Origin of the sequence: Polaribacter marinaquae (genome assembly GCF_038019025.1) — a bacterium.
In the GTDB taxonomy this organism is placed as follows: Bacteria; Bacteroidota; Bacteroidia; order Flavobacteriales; family Flavobacteriaceae; genus Polaribacter; species Polaribacter marinaquae.
Genome location: NZ_CP150496.1, coordinates 2,168,943 through 2,187,883, shown reverse-complemented (window position 1 = coordinate 2,187,883; position 18,941 = coordinate 2,168,943). Strand labels below are relative to the sequence as shown.

Annotated in this window: 15 protein-coding genes; 11 read left to right on the top strand and 4 right to left on the bottom strand. The window is 29.6% G+C overall.

From position 1 onward, the window contains the following. Window positions 1-61: 61 nt before the first annotated feature. The 4 genes from WG950_RS09925 to WG950_RS09910 all read right to left on the bottom strand — a co-directional run bounded on the left by WG950_RS09925 (window position 62) and on the right by WG950_RS09910 (window position 7,580). Entirely contained in the window at window positions 62-2,839 is a 2,778-nt protein-coding gene (locus WG950_RS09925) for a TonB-dependent receptor (RefSeq protein ID WP_340932039.1), read from the bottom strand. Window positions 2,840-2,999: 160 nt separating this feature from the next. Beyond that, on the bottom strand, window positions 3,000-5,936 hold the full coding sequence (locus tag WG950_RS09920) for a TonB-dependent receptor (RefSeq protein WP_340932038.1): 2,937 nt from the start codon (window positions 5,934-5,936) through the stop codon (window positions 3,000-3,002). Between the two features lie 20 nt (window positions 5,937-5,956). Continuing rightward, window positions 5,957-6,946, bottom strand: a complete 990-nt coding sequence (locus tag WG950_RS09915) for a FecR family protein (protein WP_340932036.1) — start codon at window positions 6,944-6,946, stop codon at window positions 5,957-5,959. A 67-nt stretch (window positions 6,947-7,013) separates the two neighbouring features. After that, window positions 7,014-7,580 carry an RNA polymerase sigma factor gene (locus tag WG950_RS09910; protein WP_079737660.1) on the bottom strand — a complete coding sequence of 189 codons (567 nt, stop codon included), beginning with the start codon at window positions 7,578-7,580 and terminating at the stop codon, window positions 7,014-7,016. Window positions 7,581-7,728: 148 nt separating this feature from the next. Here WG950_RS09910 and WG950_RS09905 point away from each other — a divergent pair, with 148 nt between their 5' ends. The 11 genes from WG950_RS09905 to WG950_RS09855 all read left to right on the top strand — a co-directional run bounded on the left by WG950_RS09905 (window position 7,729) and on the right by WG950_RS09855 (window position 18,923). Further along, window positions 7,729-8,718, top strand: a complete 990-nt coding sequence (locus WG950_RS09905; RefSeq protein ID WP_340932034.1) for a MoxR family ATPase — start codon at window positions 7,729-7,731, stop codon at window positions 8,716-8,718. A gap of 66 nt (window positions 8,719-8,784) precedes the next feature. Next, complete coding sequence (locus WG950_RS09900; protein ID WP_340932033.1) at window positions 8,785-9,654, top strand: DUF58 domain-containing protein; 870 nt, start codon at window positions 8,785-8,787, stop codon at window positions 9,652-9,654. A gap of 67 nt (window positions 9,655-9,721) precedes the next feature. Then, window positions 9,722-10,639, top strand: a complete 918-nt coding sequence (locus WG950_RS09895; protein WP_375240732.1) for a BatD family protein — start codon at window positions 9,722-9,724, stop codon at window positions 10,637-10,639. After that, on the top strand, window positions 10,626-11,633 hold the full coding sequence (locus WG950_RS09890; protein ID WP_340932031.1) for a vWA domain-containing protein: 1,008 nt from the start codon (window positions 10,626-10,628) through the stop codon (window positions 11,631-11,633). Before WG950_RS09895 ends, WG950_RS09890 begins: the two co-directional genes overlap by 14 nt. Continuing rightward, entirely contained in the window at window positions 11,634-12,683 is a 1,050-nt protein-coding gene (locus WG950_RS09885) for a vWA domain-containing protein (protein WP_340932030.1), read from the top strand. Window positions 12,684-12,748: 65 nt separating this feature from the next. After that, window positions 12,749-13,567 carry a tetratricopeptide repeat protein gene (locus WG950_RS09880; RefSeq protein ID WP_340932028.1) on the top strand — a complete coding sequence of 273 codons (819 nt, stop codon included), beginning with the start codon at window positions 12,749-12,751 and terminating at the stop codon, window positions 13,565-13,567. Window positions 13,568-13,591: 24 nt separating this feature from the next. Then, a complete protein-coding gene (locus WG950_RS09875) occupies window positions 13,592-15,364 on the top strand; it encodes a BatD family protein (RefSeq protein WP_340932026.1) in 1,773 nt (590 codons plus the stop codon). Between the two features lies 1 nt (window position 15,365). Continuing rightward, entirely contained in the window at window positions 15,366-16,124 is a 759-nt protein-coding gene (locus tag WG950_RS09870) for an SH3 domain-containing protein (RefSeq protein WP_340932023.1), read from the top strand. Between the two features lie 36 nt (window positions 16,125-16,160). Next, window positions 16,161-16,457: a hypothetical protein gene (locus tag WG950_RS09865; RefSeq protein ID WP_340932022.1), complete on the top strand. Its 297-nt coding sequence runs from the start codon at window positions 16,161-16,163 to the stop codon at window positions 16,455-16,457. A gap of 84 nt (window positions 16,458-16,541) precedes the next feature. Beyond that, the gene (locus WG950_RS09860) at window positions 16,542-18,125 is read left to right on the top strand and encodes a SulP family inorganic anion transporter (protein ID WP_079737666.1); all 1,584 of its coding nucleotides are present in this window, start codon (window positions 16,542-16,544) and stop codon (window positions 18,123-18,125) included. 12 nt (window positions 18,126-18,137) lie between these two features. Next, window positions 18,138-18,923 (top strand): hypothetical protein, encoded by a 786-nt coding sequence (locus tag WG950_RS09855; RefSeq protein WP_340932019.1) that lies wholly within the window; start codon window positions 18,138-18,140, stop codon window positions 18,921-18,923. Window positions 18,924-18,941 lie beyond the last annotated feature (18 nt).

Below are 18,941 nucleotides of genomic sequence, written 5' to 3'. Positions count from 1 at the left end.
AATATAAAAAAACGCTACTTTTTCAAGTAGCGTTTTTCAATTAATCAAATATAATTATTCTTTAGAACTGGTAGTTTAAAGATAAATTAAACATTGTACCTAACTGGCTAAAGTGGTAACCATCATACGTCATTTGAGAATAACGTTGGTTAAAAGTTATCAAGTTAGATTGATTTTTAATTGCTGCCGGATCATTAATAATTGCTGTTCCTGCTGCGTTTTCTGCTTTAAAGCTCCATTCTGGTAAAACATTAAATAAATTATTAACGTTTAAAGCTAAAGTTAACTTTTCTGTAGCGTTAAAGTTGATTCCTAAATCTGTAACAACTTTTGGTGTAAACTCTGTTCTTAAATTAGCATCTAAACCTTGTTGTTTAAATGTTGTTTTACCAAAATACGTGTTGTTTAAAGAGAATCCCCACTTATTAATATCATAAGTAGAACCTAAAATCCATTTTGTTTGTGGCCTTGAAGTAAAAAACAATGCTTCTTGAGTTGCATTAACAACAGACTGACCTGTAGCAGCTACAGAAGCAGGGTTTTTAACTTCGCCATCTCTCTCATTTTTGATCGTATAGTTACCCGATAAATTAAATCCTAATTTACCATCTCCTAATTCTATTTTATTATAACCAATTACAACATCTAAACCAGAAGTTTTAGTGTCTAAAGCATTTACGAAAAAGCTTAAATCTGATAAACCATCAAATGCTGGTAAAGCTGGTGGTGTAATCTCTGTACTTAGAACAATTCTATCTTCTACATTAATACTATAATAATCTACTGTAAAACTTAGGTTTCTGTTTACTTTTCCTCCTAAACCTAAAGTAAAGTTTGTAGAAGTTTCTTCTTTTAATTTAGGTATTCCTAACAATCCTGCCTGAGAAGATACATTGTTAACCAAACCACCTACTTGAATACCTTGACCTGGCACAAAACTATATTGAGCTTTTTGTGTATAAATTTGATGTAATGTTGGCGCTCTAAATCCTGTAGATAAAGAACCTCTTAATGTATACTTATCATTTATTGTGTAAGCACCACTTGCTTTCCAAACAAAAGCATTTCCAAAATCTGAATAATTTTCACTTCTAATTGTACCATCTAAAGTTAAATTCTCTGTAGGATTCCAGTTTAAAGAAGCATAACCACCAAAGTTATAACGTGTAAATTGACCTGAATTTTCTGGGCTATTTCCTGCGAAAGAATCTGCTCCTCCACCATCATAAGAACCTAATTCACCTTCTATAATTTCAAAAGTTTCATATCTAAATTCTGTACCAAAAGCAACACTTAAATTATCAGAAAGAATCTTAGAAACATCAATATTACCTACATTATGAGAAAAAGAAGTTCCTCCTGGATCAAAAGATTTTTTACTGTTTTCTCTATATAATTGAGAACCTTCTGTAACTTCACCATCATCAATTGTTCCGTTGTTATTAGCATCTACCCAAGTAGAAGGAGAATACACAAAGTTTCTATTATGAGAGTTGTTTACTTTATAAGTTTGCGAGTTTCCACCGGTTGTAAAACTTGCATCAACATTCCAATCGTTAATTACAGATTTAAAACCAACTGTAGCATTGTAATCATTTAAATCTCCTTCAAAAGTTGGTACATAACCATCATAACCTCCTGCTGTATTAGGGTTGTCTCCTGGAAAGAAATCTGCTAAATAAGGAAAATCTGTAACGGTTCTCCAATACGGAGTTCTATAGTTTGCAAAAGAATTTACTTTCTTATTTACAAATGCAGCATTAAAATATAAGTTAGACTGCTCACTTAATTTATAAGAACCATTAATTAAAAATTTAGCAGCAGCAGTTTCTGGCGCTCCGTTAATGTTTCCTGCATCTGGTCTTCTAGATAAAAACTCTTGAACATCTGCAATATTTGCTCCAAAATCTGCAGCTTCTCCAGCAGCATCTACTGTTCCGGGTCTATTTGATAAACTTGTTTTAGAAAAATCTACTGTATAATTAATAAAACCTTTGTCATCACCAATTGTAGATCCATTATTTACACTTACACCAAACATTTCTCCGTCACCTTCAGAAGTAATTCCTGTTCTTAAAGTTGCAGAACCTGCATTTGGACTATCTTTTAATATAATATTTATTACACCTGCAATTGCATCAGAACCATATTGCGCAGAAGCACCATCTCTTAAAACCTCTACAGATTTAATTGCATCTGTTGGTATACCAGAAATATCTGAACCTGTTTCTCCTCTACCAGGAGAAGTTTGTGTATACAATAATGCACTTAAATTTTTACGTTTACCGTTTATAAGAATTAACGTTCTACTTGGTCCCATATTTCTAATTTCATAAGGATCTAGTAAAGATGTTGCATCGTTAACAGGAGTTTGTACCGTATTAAAAGAAGGTATTTTGTACTGTAATGCTTTATCAAAAGTTGTTTGTCCTGTAGAAACTAAATCTTTAGATGAAACGATATCTATTGGTAACGGACTTTTTGTATTACTACGAGCTGGTGCTCTAGAACCCGTAATTACAATTTCATTTAAAGACTCATCTCCTTCTTCTATTGTAATGTTTAGAAAAGAAGTATCTGTAACATTAATTTGTTTTGTTTTGTAGCCTATAGAAGATACTACCAATGTAGCTGGTAAACTTTTAACGTTAAGGCTAAACTCTCCAGAATCACTTGTAGTTGTTCCTATAGAAGTTCCTTTAACCAAAACATTCATAAAAGGTAATGCACTACCAGATTTGTCTGTAATCTTCCCTTTTATAGTTTGTGCCATAAACCCAAGTGGTAGCATAAACATAAAAGCAACTGTAAATAGTTTTAATAAATACTTTTGTCTCATAAATAAATTATTAGTTAGTAAATGTGTTTAAATTGAACTATCCATTTTAACAAAATGAAATGCTCGATTTATTACATAAGACAAAAAAAATAAAAGTATACTCTTTTTAAATTGACTTTTTTTCAATAAAAATCAAAAAACTTAAATGAATCGTCAGTATTTATAATTTTATATTCAATTTTGTGTAGTAAAAAGAACCATTTGTTCCCATTTGCGTAGCATCCCACAAACCTCCGCTATCAGTAAAGCTTTCTTGTTTTGTAGGGTAAATATTAAAAAGATTATTTGCACCAATTTGCAAATTTATTAGTTTATTAAATTGATAACTAAAATGTAAGTCTGTTGTTAATTTTGGCTGATAAATATCTATAGAAGCATCTAACCTTTCTGCTTCTGAATTATTAAAATTAGCTAAATCTTGACTAATTTGCCAATCGATTAGTATAACGCTACTAAATCTTGTAAAATTTAAAGCCGTTTTAAGTTTTTTATACTGATAATTTACACCCAAACTAAATTTATTATTTGGTGCAGAAGCTAGTAAATATTGTTGTTCTCTTTTGCCAAAAAAAGTTTCTTCATCTAACTCTTTATTATTAATATCTGTAATTATCATGTGATTGATATTTCCAGAAAAGTCTAATGAAAGCTTGCTGTTTTCAAAATTCTTATACCAATTTAAAACAACATCAATACCAGTTGTTTTTGTACTAACTCCGTTTGCAAAAAACTGTACATTTTCGATGCCTAAACCCAAATCTGACGCATCAAAATTACCGCTTAAAATTATTCTGTCTTTAACTGCAACGTAATAAGCATCAAAGGTTGCATTAAAAGACTTATTAAATTTTGTAGCAAAACCTAAACTAAAGTTTTTGGCTTTTTCTTCTTTTAATTTTTCGATATTAAACCTTCTAGCTATAGGACTATTATTGGGCACTAAAAAAGACTCCGACGGCTTGCTGCCAATAAAATTAGTAAACGTTAAGTTGTAATATATTTGTGCTAAAGAAGGCGCTCTAAAACCGGTGCTATAAGAACCTCTTAAATTAAATTTATCTGAAATTTTGTATCGAGAAGCAAACTTAAAATTTAATGTGCTACCAAAATCACTGTAATACTCGTATCTAACAGCAGAACCAATCATAAATTTTTTAGAAAAATCTACTTCTGTATCTAAATAAAAACTAAAATTAGAGCGACTTTTATCTAACTCATTTTCTGGAGAATACCCAGGAAAACCTTGTGAACCGCCAGGTCTTATTTTGCCATTAAACGTTTTATAATCTTCTAAAGAAGTATCCGAATTTACTAAATTATCATTTACATCGTAAGCAGCATAAGAGGCTTCTTCACCAGAAAAAATTTTATATTTATCTAAACGATGCTCTAAACCAAGTGCCACATTAAATCCGTAAGTTTTTTCATTAAAATATTTTGAAAAATCGACACTTGTTGTATTCTGAATTAATTGATGCCCGCCAGCATCAAACTCTGTTGGCGAGTTTTCTACCAAAGTTGCATTTAAGGTGTTTTTAATAAAGTAATGAAAGTTATTTCTTCCGAAGGTATTATTTAAATCAACACTCCAATCTTTATAAGTTGTTAGCAAACCAACCGAAAAAGAATTGTCAATTATTTTGGAAGTGATTAAAGGATTAAATCCTGTTGGATAAATTTCTAGAACATTTCGTTCGCTTTGCGGTTTTCTTGTAAACGCAAAAGCTTCTGTATTTTTATAATTTACGCCTCCGTTAAAGTAAAGTTTTGTCGATTTATAAATAGGAATTTCTGAGTTTAAAAAAAAACTTACTCCTTTTACCTCTGCTTGCCCGTATTTTTCTCTCGCTTCTGTTGCTGGTCTTGTGGTGTTTTCTAAAGAAATTGCTTCTGCAGAAAAATTAAAAAATCCATTTTTACTTATTTTTGTTCCGTAGTTTAAACCCAATTTAGTTGTAAAACCATCTGTTCTTTTCGGAAAAAAACGATTAGGGTCTGCATTGTAAAAACCAAAAGTAGACTTAACATCTAGTGAATTATCATTGTCTTTTAGAACAATGTTTAAAACACCCGCAATTGCATCTGAACCATATTGAGCAGAAGCGCCATCTCTTAAAAGTTCTATTCTTTTAATGGCTGAAATAGGAATTGCATTTAAATCTGTACCAGAATTACCTCTACCGCGTGTACCATAAAGGTTAATTAAAGAAGCTTGATGCCTTCTTTTACCGTTAATTAAAACTAGAGTTTGATCTGGTCCTAATCCTCTAATAGTTGCGGGATCTATATGATCTGCGCCATCTGCACCAGATTGTTTGGTAGCATTAAATGAAGGAATTGCATATTGCAAAAACTGATTTACTTCTACTTGACTACTTTTTGTAGCTGTTTTTTCGATATCTATAAAATCTATTGCAACAGGCGTATCGCTTGCAACTCTGTTTTTATTTCTAGAACCAACCACTTGTACTTCATCTAAATCTTGTCCTGATGCTAATATTATGGTATGAAATTTATTTGGATACAATTGTAATATTCTAGAATTATGACCAATAAAACTAACAATAATACTGTTGTTAGATAAAACCTCGAATTCAAATGTACCATCTGCATTTGTGGTTGTGCCTACTAAAGTTTTTTCTTCTTGCAATGTTGCACCGCTTAAAGGAATATTTTCTGAACTTAAAACAATACCTTTAACTGTAATTTTTTTATTCAAAAATGCACTATCAACAACAATATCTTTTTTAAAAACGGTATTTCCTCTAGCGTGAATTTTTCGTTTATTAGACTCTTTCTTTTTGTAAATAACGTAATAACTATTTCCTAAATCGTCAAATAAAAAGGGTGTAATTTTTTCTAATAAAGAAATAGATTCTTTTAAAGATAAGTTTACAAAACTTTCTTCTTGCACAAACTTATTCGCTAGTAAATTAGCGTTATATGTAAAGAAAATCTTGTGTTCGTTACTAATTTTATCTAGTAAAACAGCTAAAGGAACTTTTTCTTTTTTATAATTTTGAGAAAGTGTAGGTAAGGTGATAAATGCAACAAAAACAAGTAATAAAAATTTTAAAAATACTATTTTCGAAAACATCTATAAATTTAAAATTACACTTATTTTTTGCTAATTACTAAAGAGTTGTCTTCTTTAACAATTGCTACATTTACAGATTTTTCTATAGCTTGTAAACAAATATCTATGTTGGTAATTGGTACAGCACCTGTAATTGATAATTTTTTGCTCTCTTCATCTTTAAAAATTATAGAAAACCCGTAAGATTCTTTTATTTTTTCCATTGCATCTTCTAAAGATAAGTTATCGAACAATAAAGAACCGTTTTTCCATGAAGTTTTTATTCTAGCATTAAAAATGTTTTTATCTTCTAATACTTTATTTTTTTCTGATGAATACGAAATATAGTTCCCCGGAATCATCTTTTTATCTTGACCGTTTTTAAGTTTTAGCCAAATATTTCCTTCTTCTAAAAACACATCTGTTTTCTTTCTTTTTGTACTTACATTAAAAGATGTTCCGTAGACTTCTACAGACAAATCATCTGTTAACACCCAAAACTTAGCATTGGTTGCTATTTTTTTATCAACCTGAAAAAAGGCTTCACCTTTTAACCAAACTTTTCTACTTTCATTTTTATAATACGATAAACTAGAATTAGAGTTTAGTGTAACATCACTACCATCTTTAAGTTTAATCGTTAAAATTTCTCCGTAATTTGTTTTGTGCGTAATTCTAGTATTTCTATTGATAAAATACACACTTAAAACCACCAATAGAAGAATTGATGCAACTGCACCATATTTATGTAAATGTCTTAATTTTCTTTTTGGTTGTTTTTGTTTTGCTTTAATTTTAGCTTCTAATTTTTGCCATTCGAAAGCAACTTTTTCTTTACCAACTTGTTTTTTATTAAAAGAAACACCAATAACAAGATCTTTAGCTTCATTAACTAAATCTTGTTTATCAGGATTATTAGCTATCCAAAAATCCCAAAAACCCACATCGGTTCCGTTGTTTTGAAAAACCCAATTTTTAAATGAATTATCATCTAAAAAATCGTTTATGCTATCGTAATTTTTCTTACTCATTATCTATTAAATGTATAGAATCTATTTGTATAAGGTATTTATTGCTTTTTTATACCCTTATTTTTTACTAAAACTTAAATAATTTAATAATCGAAATTTCTTCCTTTAAGTTTTTAATTGCTTTATGTAAAGTATTTACGACACTTTGGTAGTTAATACCCATTATTTCAGAAATTTCTTTCGCTTTTAAACCGCTGTAATATTTTAAGTAAACTGCCTCTTTTTGTCTTTTTGGTAATTTATTTAAAAGCTGTGTTAAGTTTTTATTTTTAAAGCTTTCAACTTCTTGGTTTGTTATCAACTCCTCTGCCGTAAATTGAATGTCTACAAAATTTTCATTTGAAAAATCTGTTGGTTTTACTTTTTCATTTTTCTTAATTACTTTTAATAAAAATCGTTTGTAAGATGTAAAAAGGTAAGGTGCAATTGTATCTAAATCGCTTAAATTTTCTCTATGTTCATAAACGTACATAAAAAAGTCTTGCAAAGTATCTTCTGTTAGCGCTTCATCTTTACATATTTTTAAACCGTAACTATGTAAATTAGAATAATAAGTTTCAAAAAGAACAGAAAACGCTTTTAAATCACCTTCTTTTAAAGATTTCCATAAATATTTGTCTGTTAATTTTTCCATTTATATTTTTAAGGGCTAATAATTTTTAAAAATAACAAAAATATATCAATCATCTTTAACCTACTTTTAACAAAAACAAATATGTTAAAATTGTAGTTTTGTTACTATAAGATTATTACGAGATATATAACGCCTAATATAAAATACAATGGATATAGATGTAAGAGCTATTAATGAAAAAATTGAGAGAGAAAGTGCTTTTATAGACATTCTTACTTTAGAGATGAACAAAGTTATTGTAGGTCAAAAGCAAATGATAGAAAGTTTGCTAATTGGTTTACTTGGTAATGGTCATATTTTACTAGAAGGTGTGCCTGGTTTGGCAAAAACCCTAGCAATTAACACGCTATCTAAAGCGGTACAAGGTAGTTTTAGTAGAGTACAATTTACACCAGATTTACTACCTGCAGATGTTGTTGGAACCATGATTTACAACATGAAAGAAAACGACTTTGCAATTAAAAAAGGACCAATTTTTGCAAACTTTGTTTTAGCAGATGAGATTAACAGAGCACCAGCAAAAGTACAATCTGCGCTACTAGAAGCAATGCAAGAACGTCAAATCACCATTGGCGACACAACTTTTAAATTAGACGAACCTTTCTTAGTAATGGCAACTCAAAACCCTGTAGAACAAGAAGGTACTTACCCATTACCAGAAGCACAGGTAGATAGATTTATGCTAAAAGTTGTAATAGATTATCCTAAGTTACAAGACGAGCAAGTAATTATGCGTCAAAATTTAACTGGCGGATTCGCAAAAGTAAATCCGGTAATTTCTGTAGACCAAATTATTAAAGCAAGAGAAGTTGCTAATGAAGTTTATATGGATGAAAAAATAGAAAAATACATTCTAGACATCATTTTTGCGACACGTTATCCAGAAAAATACAACTTACCACAATTAAAAGATTTAATAAATTTTGGTGCATCACCTCGTGGAAGCATCAATTTAGCCAAAGCAGCTAAATGTTATGCTTTTATAAAACGAAGAGGTTATGTAATACCAGAAGACGTTAGAGCTGTTGTAAAAGATGTTTTACGTCACAGAATTGGTATTACTTATGAAGCAGAAGCAGAAAATGTAACATCTGTAAACATTATCAATTCTATTATTAACGAAGTAGAAGTGCCATAGAAGCTATTAGCAATTTGCCTTTAGCCTTTCGCTAAAAGCTAACTCACTAAAAGCCAAAAGCAAAAAATGGATACAAAAGAAATACTTAAAAAAGTTCGTAAAATAGAAATTAAGACAAAGCGTTTGTCTAATGATATTTTTGGCGGAGAATACCATTCTTCTTTCAAAGGGCGTGGTATGACTTTTTCTGAAGTTCGCCAATATCAATTTGGTGATGATGTTAGAGCAATTGATTGGAATGTAACTGCAAGATACAACGAACCGTATATTAAAGTTTTTGAAGAAGAAAGAGAACTAACCATGATGCTTTTAGTAGACGTATCTGGGTCAGAACTTTTTGGTACTTCAACACAATTTAAAAAAGACACAGTTACAGAAATTGCAGCAACACTTGCATTTTCTGCAACTCAAAACAACGATAAAGTTGGTTTAATTTTATTTTCTGATGATATAGAACTCTTCATTCCACCTAAAAAAGGAAAAAGTCATGTTTTACGAATTATTAGAGAATTAATCGAGTTTCAACCTAAAAGTAAAAAAACTAATATTGCAGCGGCATTAAAGTTTTTATCTAGTGTGCTTAAAAAAAGAGCTATTGTTTTTATGTTATCAGATTTTATGGATGATGATTATGAAAAAACACTAAAAATAGCTGCGAAAAAGCACGATTTAACTGGTATTCGAGTTTTTGATAAACATGATGAAGAAATTCCTAATCTAGGAATGGTGCCAATGTTAGATGCAGAAACAGGTAACGTTTTAACTATAAATACCGCATCAAAATCTGTAAGAACCAATTATAAAGCAAATGCTTTAAGACTAACAGATTATTACTTAAACATGTTTAAAAGAAGTGGTGCAGGCGCTGTAAATACTAGAGTAGACGAAAATTATGTAAAAAAATTATTAGGATATTTTAAGCATAAAGGAAAGTAAATTAACAAAATATCAGTTCGGGTGAATTTTGAGAAGAATGAACAAATTAGTATCGAGAGCTAAAATGATGAAAAAACAGATATTCTATATATTATTTCTTATTTCGACCATAAGTTTTGCACAAAACCCAATGGTAAAAGCAGAAATTGATACAACCAATATTAGAATTGGAGAACAGTTTCAATTAAAAATTTCTGTAGATGAAACAAAGAATGTAATTATTCCGAAGATAAAATTAAAAGGTTTAGAAATTGTAGATTCTACAAAAGTAGATACTCTTAAAAATAGCTTAATTAGAAAATACATTTTAACAGGTTTTGATAGCGGTGCATTTTACATTCCGCAACAACAAATCTTTGTTAAAAACCAAGCTTATTTAACAGATTCTTTATTGGTAAATGTTGCTACAATTGCTGTAGATACTACAAAAGTCAAGAAATTTCCAATTAAAGCTATAAAAGCAGAACCATATACTTTCGACGATTTTAAAATATACATTTATATTGCTTTGGCTATTTTGGCAATTATTGGTTTTTGGATTTATTGGTTCGTAATCAGAAAAAGAAAAGAGGAAGAAGAAGTGCCAACTTACAGAACTTTGCCTCCTTACGAAGAAGCTATTTTTAAATTAAATGAATTAGACGAAAAACTATTGTGGCAAAACAATAAAGTAAAAGAATATTATTCTGAACTAACAGAAATTGTTAGAGGTTACATCGAAAGAGAATTAAATGTACCTGCTTTAGAAAACACCACAGATGAAGTTTTAGAAATGATTAACGATTTTAAAAAGTCTGATACAATAGAAACTTCTAAAGAAACAATTGCCAAGTTAAAAGATTTACTACGTGAAGCAGATTTAGTAAAATTTGCGAAATCGAAACCATTAGCAATAGAGATAGAAGACGATAGAAAAGACGCAGAATTTATTATAGGAAATTTAAAACCTAAACAAATAACAGCACAAGAAGATGAACTGGAGTAATTTCGAATTTTTAAATATTGAGTTTCTCTGGCTATTAATATTAATTCCGTTATTAGCTGTTTGGCATTTTTTTATGCGAAAAAAAGATACAGCAGTTTTAACAATGCCAAGTATAAAAGGTTTTAAAGCAGAAACATCTATTCTAGCAAAGTTAAAACCTATACTTTACGTTTTAAGATTACTAGCTTTAGCCGCAATTATTGTAGCATTGGCAAGACCAAGAAATGTTTCTGTTAGCAAAAAAACAAAAACAAATAAAGGAATCGATATTGTAATGGCAATCGATATTTCTGCCAGTATGCTTGCAAGAGATTTAAAACCAAACAGACTAGAAGCACTTAAAAAAGTTGCTGTAAATTTTATAGATAGAAGGCCAAACGATAGAATTGGTATTGTTGTTTACGCAGGTGAAAGTTTTACGAAAACACCTATAACTAGTGATAAAGGCATTGTAAAAAGGTCCATTTCTGAATTAAAATGGGGGCAATTAGAAAACGGAACTGCTATAGGAATGGGTTTAGGTTCTGGAGTTAACAGGCTTAAAGAAAGTAAAGCTAAAAGTAAAGTAATTATTTTACTAACAGATGGTGTAAATAACTCTGGTAATATCGACCCGAGAACAGCAACAGAGTTAGCAAAAGAATTAAAGATTAAAGTGTATACTATTGGTATAGGTACAAATGGTATGGCAGATTTTCCTTGGAGTAGAGACCCAAGAACAGGTAAATTAAACTTTAGAAAACAACAAGTAACAATAGACGAAAAACTTTTAGAAGAAATTGCTGCAGAAACAGAAGGAAAATATTTTAGAGCTACAGATAATGAATCTTTAAAAGAGATTTATGATGAAATTGACAAGCTAGAAAAAACTAAAATAGAAGAGTTTAAGTATTACAATTATCAAGAAAAATTTAGAATTTTTGTCTTTTTAGGTTTAGGCCTATTAGTTTTAGAATTTATTTTAAGAAACACATTATTTAAGAGTTTTATATAAATGTACAGAATAGAAGAACCAATTTATTTTTATTTACTTACAATCATTCCGGTAATGGTTGTTATTTTCTTGTTGGTTTTTTGGTGGAAAAAAAGAACACAACGCAAGTTTTCTAATGCTCTTTTATTAAAAAAATTAGCACCAAATTCATCAGCTTTTAAAACTACTTTAAAATTAGTTTTTCTACTGTTAGGAATTAGCTTTTTAATTATTTCTCTAACAAACCCTAAAATGGGTACAAAACTAAAAACTGTAAAAAGAGAAGGTGTAGATATTGTTTTTGCTTTAGATGTTTCTAAAAGTATGCTTGCAGAAGACATTGCACCAAATAGACTAGAAAAAGCAAAACAAATTATCTCTAAAACAATAGATAAATTAGGTTCTGATAGAGTTGGTATTATTGTTTATGCAGGTAATTCTTATCCGTTATTACCCATAACTACAGATCATGGTGCCGCAAATATGTTTTTACAAAACGCCAATCCAGATATGGTTTCTAGCCAAGGTACCGATATTAATGGCGCTTTAGAACTAGCAAAAACGTATTATAATAACGACGATCAAACAAATCGTTTTTTAATTATTCTTTCTGATGGTGAAGATCATCAAGAAGAAACAAAACAAGTTGCACAAAACTTAGCCAACGAAGGTGTAAAAATTTATACTGTTGGTGTTGGAACAGAAAAAGGAGGACCAATACCAATGCGTTTAAATGGCTCTATGATTGGTTATAAAAAAGACAATAAAGGCGAAACTGTAATTACAAAACGTAAACCAGAAGTTTTAAAAGGAATTGCAAATGTAGCTGATGGCGCTTATATTGATGGTAATATCACAGAGAAGCCTGTAAATGCTATGGCAGAGATAATTGCCAATGCAGAAAAAAACGAATTCGAAACCAAGCAATTTTCTGATTATAAAGATCAGTTTCAATGGTTTTTGGCATTAGGTTTGCTATTTCTAGTGATAGATGTATTCTTATTTGATAAGAAAACAAAATGGCTAAGAAAAGTAGATTTATTTAATGAAGAAAAGAATCTAAAAAAATAGTAGAACACAGCTTCTATTAATACTTATTATAACCAAGTATTTTGAAGTAAAAAACAAAACAGATAATGAAATTTACATACATAGTAGTTGTCTTTTTAATGCTATTTTCAACAAAAGAAATAGTAGCGCAAAAAGATACTGTAGCACAACAAAGAGTTGCACGTAAAATGTTACGTCAAGGTAACGAGCTTTATAACAAACAACAATTTACAGATGCTTCTGTGGCTTATCAAAAAGCATTAGGCAACAATTCTAATTACGATAAAGCTACTTATAATTTAGGCAATGCTTTTTATCAGAATAAAAATTTTAAAGAAGCAATTCCTCAATACGAATTAACAGCAAAAACTGCAACAAACAAGTTTACAAGAGCAGAAGCTTACCATAATATTGGTAATGCCATGATGGAGTCTAAAAACTACCAAGGTGCTGTAGATGCTTTTAAAAATTCTTTAAGAAATAATCCAAAAGATGATGAAACTCGTTACAATTTAGCCGTTGCTCAAAAGCTTTTAGAAAAAGAAAAGCAAGACAATAAAGACGACAAAAACAAAGACAAGGATAAAGATAAAAAAGACCAAAAGGACAAAGATAAAGACGACAAGAATAAAGATAAGAACGAGGACAATAAAGACCAAAAAGACAAAGATAAAAAAGACGAGAATAAAGACGGCGATGGTGACAAGGATAAAGACAAAAAGCAAGATCCTAAAAAAGACAATAAAAAAGATCAGCAAAAACCAAAACCACAACAGGGTAAAATGACTCCGCAGCAAGTTAAACAATTGCTAGAAAGTTTAAATAACGAAGAGAAAAAAACCCAAAAGAAAATGAATGCCAAAAAAGCAAAGGGTAAAAAAGTAAAACAAGAAAAAGATTGGTAAATTAGCCGTTTACAGAAAAAGAAGATGAAGTCGAAAGTTTACATATCCATAATTATTTGCTTATTAAGTTTTTCTTTTGTTGCACAAGAAGCAACATTAAAAACGAAAGTCAGCAAAAACAAACTAGGTGTTAATCAGCGTTTAAGAGTTGTTTTTTCTATTGACAAACAAGGCGGAGATAATTTTACTCCTCCTAATTTTACTAATTTTAAAATTGTTGGTGGGCCAAGTCAATCTGTTAGCCAAAGTATCAGTTCTACACCAAGTGGTAGAAAAGTTACATTTTCGCAATCTTATACATACATCATTCAGCCAAAAAGAAAAGGAGAACTTTCTATAGGAAGCGCATCTGTTACTTTTAATGGAAAAACAATAAAATCAGATCCTGTAAAAATTATTGTTTTAGATGCTGTAGAAATTCCAAAAGACCCTAACGACCCAAATTATATTGCACAACAAAACATACACCTAGTTGCAGAAATTTCTAAATCTAGACCTTATGTTGGCGAAGGTGTTTATGTAGAATACAGATTATATGTAAGTGAAAATGTAAGCGTTTACGATACAAACGTTACCGAAGCACCAAAATATAATGGTTTCTGGAATCAGAACATTAAAATTAACGGTTTTCCTGTAAAAATGGGAAAATACAATGGTGAAAATTATAGATATATTGTACTTCAGAAAGCCTTATTAATTCCTACAAAAACAGGTAAACTTTCGATAGATCCCATGAAAATGGATATCGTAATTGGTGTACCTTCTGGCAGAACAGATTTCTTTGGAAACGCAATTACAAAAAATGTTAGAAGAGAATTTGCTTCTGCTAAAAAAATCATCAACCCAAGAGCATTACCTTTAGAAGGAAAACCTGCTAACTTTAACGGCGCCGTTGGTCAGTTTAAATTTGATGTTGCGCTTAGTAAAGAGGTATTAAAAGCAAACGAAAGTAGCCAAGTAAAAGTAAAAGTTTCTGGTAATGGTAATTTAAACTTATTTGAGTTGCCCGAAGTAGAAACTCCGGCAGAATTAGAAATGTATCAGCCAGAACGCAAAGAAAGCACACGTGTTGGCGCTAACGGAATTTCTGGTTACATTGCAGATAATTACACTTTAGTTCCTCAATACAAAGGAAAATATAAAATACCAAGTATTTCGTTTTCTTTCTTTAATCCGAAAGAGAAAAAATACAAAACTATTGCTACAGAAGATTTATTTGTAGATGTTTTAGAAGGCAAAGAATTGGTAACTGTAGACACAACTCTTGTAAGAAAACAAAATGTTGTTACAACAGGTAATAATTTTAGATACATTGCAATAAAAACAGATTTTATTACAACTCTACAAAAAGACTTTTTTAAGTCTACCTTGTTCTATATTCTTTTAATTTTACCATTTATAGCAATACCAATTATTTTATTTTTAGCTAGAAAAGCAGAAGAAAGAAATAACGACGTTATTGGTAATAAAACTAGAAAAGCAAACAAACTAGTTAAAAAATATTTATCTGAAGCTAAAAAACAGTTAGGTAAAAAAGAAGCTTTTTACGAAGCCTTAGAAAGGGCTTTGCACAATTACTTAAAAGCTAAATTAGGAATAGAAACTTCTGATATTAGTAAAGAAAAGATAACAGAAATATTAGAAAACAAAGGTGTAGATAAAGATGCTATTTTAAAATTTATTGATGTTTTAAAAAGTTCTGATTTTGCTAGATACACTCCATTTACAGCTACTGAAATGAAAGAAGAGTTTGAAAGAGCAAAAGAAGTTATTGTTCAATTAGATAAACAGTTATAAGATGAAGAAATTTTTATTTTTATTGTTGCTAATTGCAAACAGTTTAGCAGCACAGAATATTGATAGCTTATTTAATTCTGCAAACGAATTATATAGAAACGGCAACTACGATAAAGCAATAGAAAGTTATAAACAAATATTAGAACAAGATGCTATTTCTGATGAGTTATTTTATAATTTAGGAAATTCTTATTATAAACTTAATAAAGTTGGGCCTTCAATATTTTACTATGAAAAGGCCTTACAATTAAACCCTTTAAACCAAGATGTAAAAAACAATCTGGTTTTTGCAAAACGTTTAGCTTTAGATAATATCGAAGAAGTACCAAAAACTTTTTTACAAAAATTTAATGCAAATTACCTTCAAAAGTTGTCTTATAATGAATGGGCTGTTGTAACAATTGTATTTGTGTTGTTAAGCGCAGTCTTGTTTTTATTGTTCTATTTTGCTTATACTCCAACTAAAAAAAGATTCTTTTTTACATTAGCTATTATTAGTTTTATATTATTTGTTGCAGCAATTAGCATTACCTATAATCAATATAATTTTTCTAAAAACACAAAAAAAGCCATTGTATTTGCAGCCAAAACAGAAGTTAGAAATGCACCTACTTTAAACTCAGAAGAAGTTTTTACTTTACACGAGGGTACAAAAGTAATTGTTTTAGATGCGGTAGATAATTGGAAAAAGATTAAATTAGCAGACGGGAAGATAGGTTGGATAATTTCTGATGAAATAAAAATGTTAGATAATAACTAAACCAACTTACACCTTTACAACAAAATTTAAGATAATTTGAAAATTAAGATTGCCATTTTTTTTACCTTTCTATTTGTGGGGCTAATATCTGCACCAACAATAATTACACTGGTAGACAAAAATCAAGATATTTCAATTTACTTAAACTTGAGTGAAGAAGAGGAAGAAAATAGCTGGAAAAATCCGGTAAAAGAATTAAAAGTGAATGTAAATTCAAACTCAAGTATTTCTTTTACTAAAATTCAGAAAAAAAGAATCGTACAATTTACTTCTAAAAGTTACGTTTCTCCTTATCCAAAAATTATTACCCAACCACCAGAATTTGTACTTTAATTTCTCGAAGTACAAGTAAAAATCTATTATTAAATTTAATTAAAAACTTTATTCTAAAAAGAGTAAAGAATAAAATATTTATATATGTTTAAATATATTAAAAACGATATTCCTGCTAGTATAGTTGTGTTTTTCGTAGCATTACCATTATGTTTAGGTATTGCATTGGCAAGTGGTGCTCCTTTATTTTCTGGTTTAATTGCTGGTATTATTGGTGGTATTATTGTAGGTGGTTTAAGTGGTTCTAAAATCGGGGTAAGTGGTCCGGCTGCAGGTTTAGCTGCAATTGTTTTAACTGCCATAGGAACTTTAGGAGGTTATGAAAACTTTTTAGTTGCTGTAGTTTTAGGTGGTGTAATTCAGTTAATTTTTGGTTTTTTAAAGGCAGGAATTATTGGTTATTATTTTCCTTCATCAGTAATTAAAGGTATGTTAACTGGTATTGGTATTATCATTATACTAAAACAAATACCACACTTTTTTGGCTATGATGCAGATCCAGAAGGTGACTTTGCATTCTTTCAAGTAGATGGTCAAAATACATTTTCAGAAATTATAAATTCTATAAATAACATTAGTTTAGGTTCTACAATTATTGGTATTATTGGATTGGCTATTTTAATACTTTGGAGCAATGTTTTATCTAAAAAAGGTAAGTTTTTTCAAATTATTCAAGGCCCATTAGTAGCAGTAGTTGCTGGTATTGTTTATTATTTTGTAACTAGTGAAAACTCTAAATACGGAATCAATTCAGAACATTTAGTAAGTGTACCTGTACCAGATAGTATCGATTCTTTCTTAGGACAGTTTAGTTTTCCTAATTTTAGTGCACTTTCTAATCCGCAGGTTTGGGTTACAGGTTTTACTATTGCTTTAGTGGCAAGTTTAGAAACCTTATTATGTGTAGAAGCTACAGATAAATTAGATCCTCATAAAAATGTAACACCAACAAACAGAGAGTTATTAGCGCAAGGTACTGGTAATATTGTATCTGGTCTAATTGGTGGTTTACCAATTACACAAGTAATTGTTAGAAGTTCTGCAAACATACAATCTGGTGGTAGAACAAAGTTATCTGCAATTATTCATGGTTTTTTATTATTAATCTCGGTACTTTTAATTCCTACTTTATTAAATAAAATTCCGTTATCTGTATTAGCTGCTGTATTATTAATTGTTGGTTACAAGCTAGCAAAACCATCGGTTTTTAAAGAAATGGTTAAGTTAGGATGGAAACAATGGTTGCCATTTACAGTAACTGTAGTAGGTATTGTATTTACAGATTTACTTGTAGGTATTGCTTTAGGTTTAGCTGTAGGTATTGTAGTAATTTTAATCAAAAGTTTTCAAAATTCTCACTTTTTACACATTGAAGATAAAAGCAATGGTAAAAACAGAATTAAAATGACACTAGCAGAAGAAGTTACGTTTTTTAACAAAGGAGCAATTTTAAAAGAGTTAGATAGCTTACCAGAAAATACGTACTTAGAAATTGATGTTCGTAAAACAAGGTATTTAGATAATGATATTATCGAAATTTTAGAAGATTTTGCTTTTAAAGCTAAAGAAAGAAATATCGATATACAATTAATTTCTGAAAGAGGAATTGTAGAAAACCCACCAAGTTATATTGAGTTTTTTAATTTAAGACCTAAAAAAACAGCCTAAAACATTAGATCCATGTCAGAAAAACATAAAATTCTTGTACTATCAGATTTAAATTCTGCTACAGAAGCTATTGTTACCAATGCAACTAATTTAGCAAGAATTATAAATGCTGATGTATCTCTTTTTTGTGTAAAAAAAGCAACAGAAGTTGTTTCAAAAGAGAGTCAGTTATCTGCAATGCGATCTATAAATCAAACATTTATAGCTACAGACAATAGCCTAAAAACTATTATTAATAAAGTAGCTATAGATGATGATGATGTTCATATTAAACATAACGTTGCATTTGGTAATTTAAAAGAAAATGTTAGCAAACAAATAGCTGCAGTTAAGCCAAGTGTAATTGTACTTGGTAAAAGTAAATCTAAAACAATGTCTTTTCTTGGAGATAAATTAACAGCGTTTATCTTAAAAGAATTTGATGGCGCTATTATGATTTCTTCGGAAGACAAAATCCTAGCAGCAAATGACAAACTAGATATTGGTTTTATTGATACTATTGATTTAGAAAACAATCGTATTAAAGAACAATTGGTTGCATTTTCTAAAAAACCGATAAAACTTTTGCAAACAAGCGCTACTTCAGATTCTTTAAACAGTAAAATTAGCAACATCGAAAAAGTTGTGTTAACCCAAAAATCAAATATAATTGCAAGTGTAAATAACTACGTAAGTAATTCATCTTTGCAATTGTTGTTTTTAAATAGAAACAAAAATAAAACGCTAGAAATTAATTCTAAAGTAAGTTCAATTGCTAAAAACTTAAACTGTTCTCTGCTAATTACTAATAAAATATAACCGCGAGAAAGTAAAGTT

Excerpts from the sequence above, each read along its gene's own strand:
- WG950_RS09905 (WP_340932034.1), top strand. The coding sequence starts at position 7,729 with ATGGATATAGATGTAAGAGCTATTAATGAAAAAATTGAGAGAGAAAGT.
- WG950_RS09885 (WP_340932030.1), top strand. The coding sequence starts at position 11,634 with ATGTACAGAATAGAAGAACCAATTTATTTTTATTTACTTACAATCATT.
- WG950_RS09895 (WP_375240732.1), top strand. The coding sequence starts at position 9,722 with ATGAAAAAACAGATATTCTATATATTATTTCTTATTTCGACCATAAGT.
- WG950_RS09890 (WP_340932031.1), top strand. The coding sequence starts at position 10,626 with ATGAACTGGAGTAATTTCGAATTTTTAAATATTGAGTTTCTCTGGCTA.
- WG950_RS09915 (WP_340932036.1), bottom strand. The coding sequence starts at position 6,946 with ATGAGTAAGAAAAATTACGATAGCATAAACGATTTTTTAGATGATAAT.
- WG950_RS09880 (WP_340932028.1), top strand. The coding sequence starts at position 12,749 with ATGAAATTTACATACATAGTAGTTGTCTTTTTAATGCTATTTTCAACA.
- WG950_RS09900 (WP_340932033.1), top strand. The coding sequence starts at position 8,785 with ATGGATACAAAAGAAATACTTAAAAAAGTTCGTAAAATAGAAATTAAG.
- WG950_RS09875 (WP_340932026.1), top strand. The coding sequence starts at position 13,592 with ATGAAGTCGAAAGTTTACATATCCATAATTATTTGCTTATTAAGTTTT.
- WG950_RS09910 (WP_079737660.1), bottom strand. The coding sequence starts at position 7,580 with ATGGAAAAATTAACAGACAAATATTTATGGAAATCTTTAAAAGAAGGT.
- WG950_RS09925 (WP_340932039.1), bottom strand. The coding sequence starts at position 2,839 with ATGAGACAAAAGTATTTATTAAAACTATTTACAGTTGCTTTTATGTTT.
- WG950_RS09870 (WP_340932023.1), top strand. The coding sequence starts at position 15,366 with ATGAAGAAATTTTTATTTTTATTGTTGCTAATTGCAAACAGTTTAGCA.
- WG950_RS09920 (WP_340932038.1), bottom strand. The coding sequence starts at position 5,936 with ATGTTTTCGAAAATAGTATTTTTAAAATTTTTATTACTTGTTTTTGTT.
- WG950_RS09860 (WP_079737666.1), top strand. The coding sequence starts at position 16,542 with ATGTTTAAATATATTAAAAACGATATTCCTGCTAGTATAGTTGTGTTT.
- WG950_RS09855 (WP_340932019.1), top strand. The coding sequence starts at position 18,138 with ATGTCAGAAAAACATAAAATTCTTGTACTATCAGATTTAAATTCTGCT.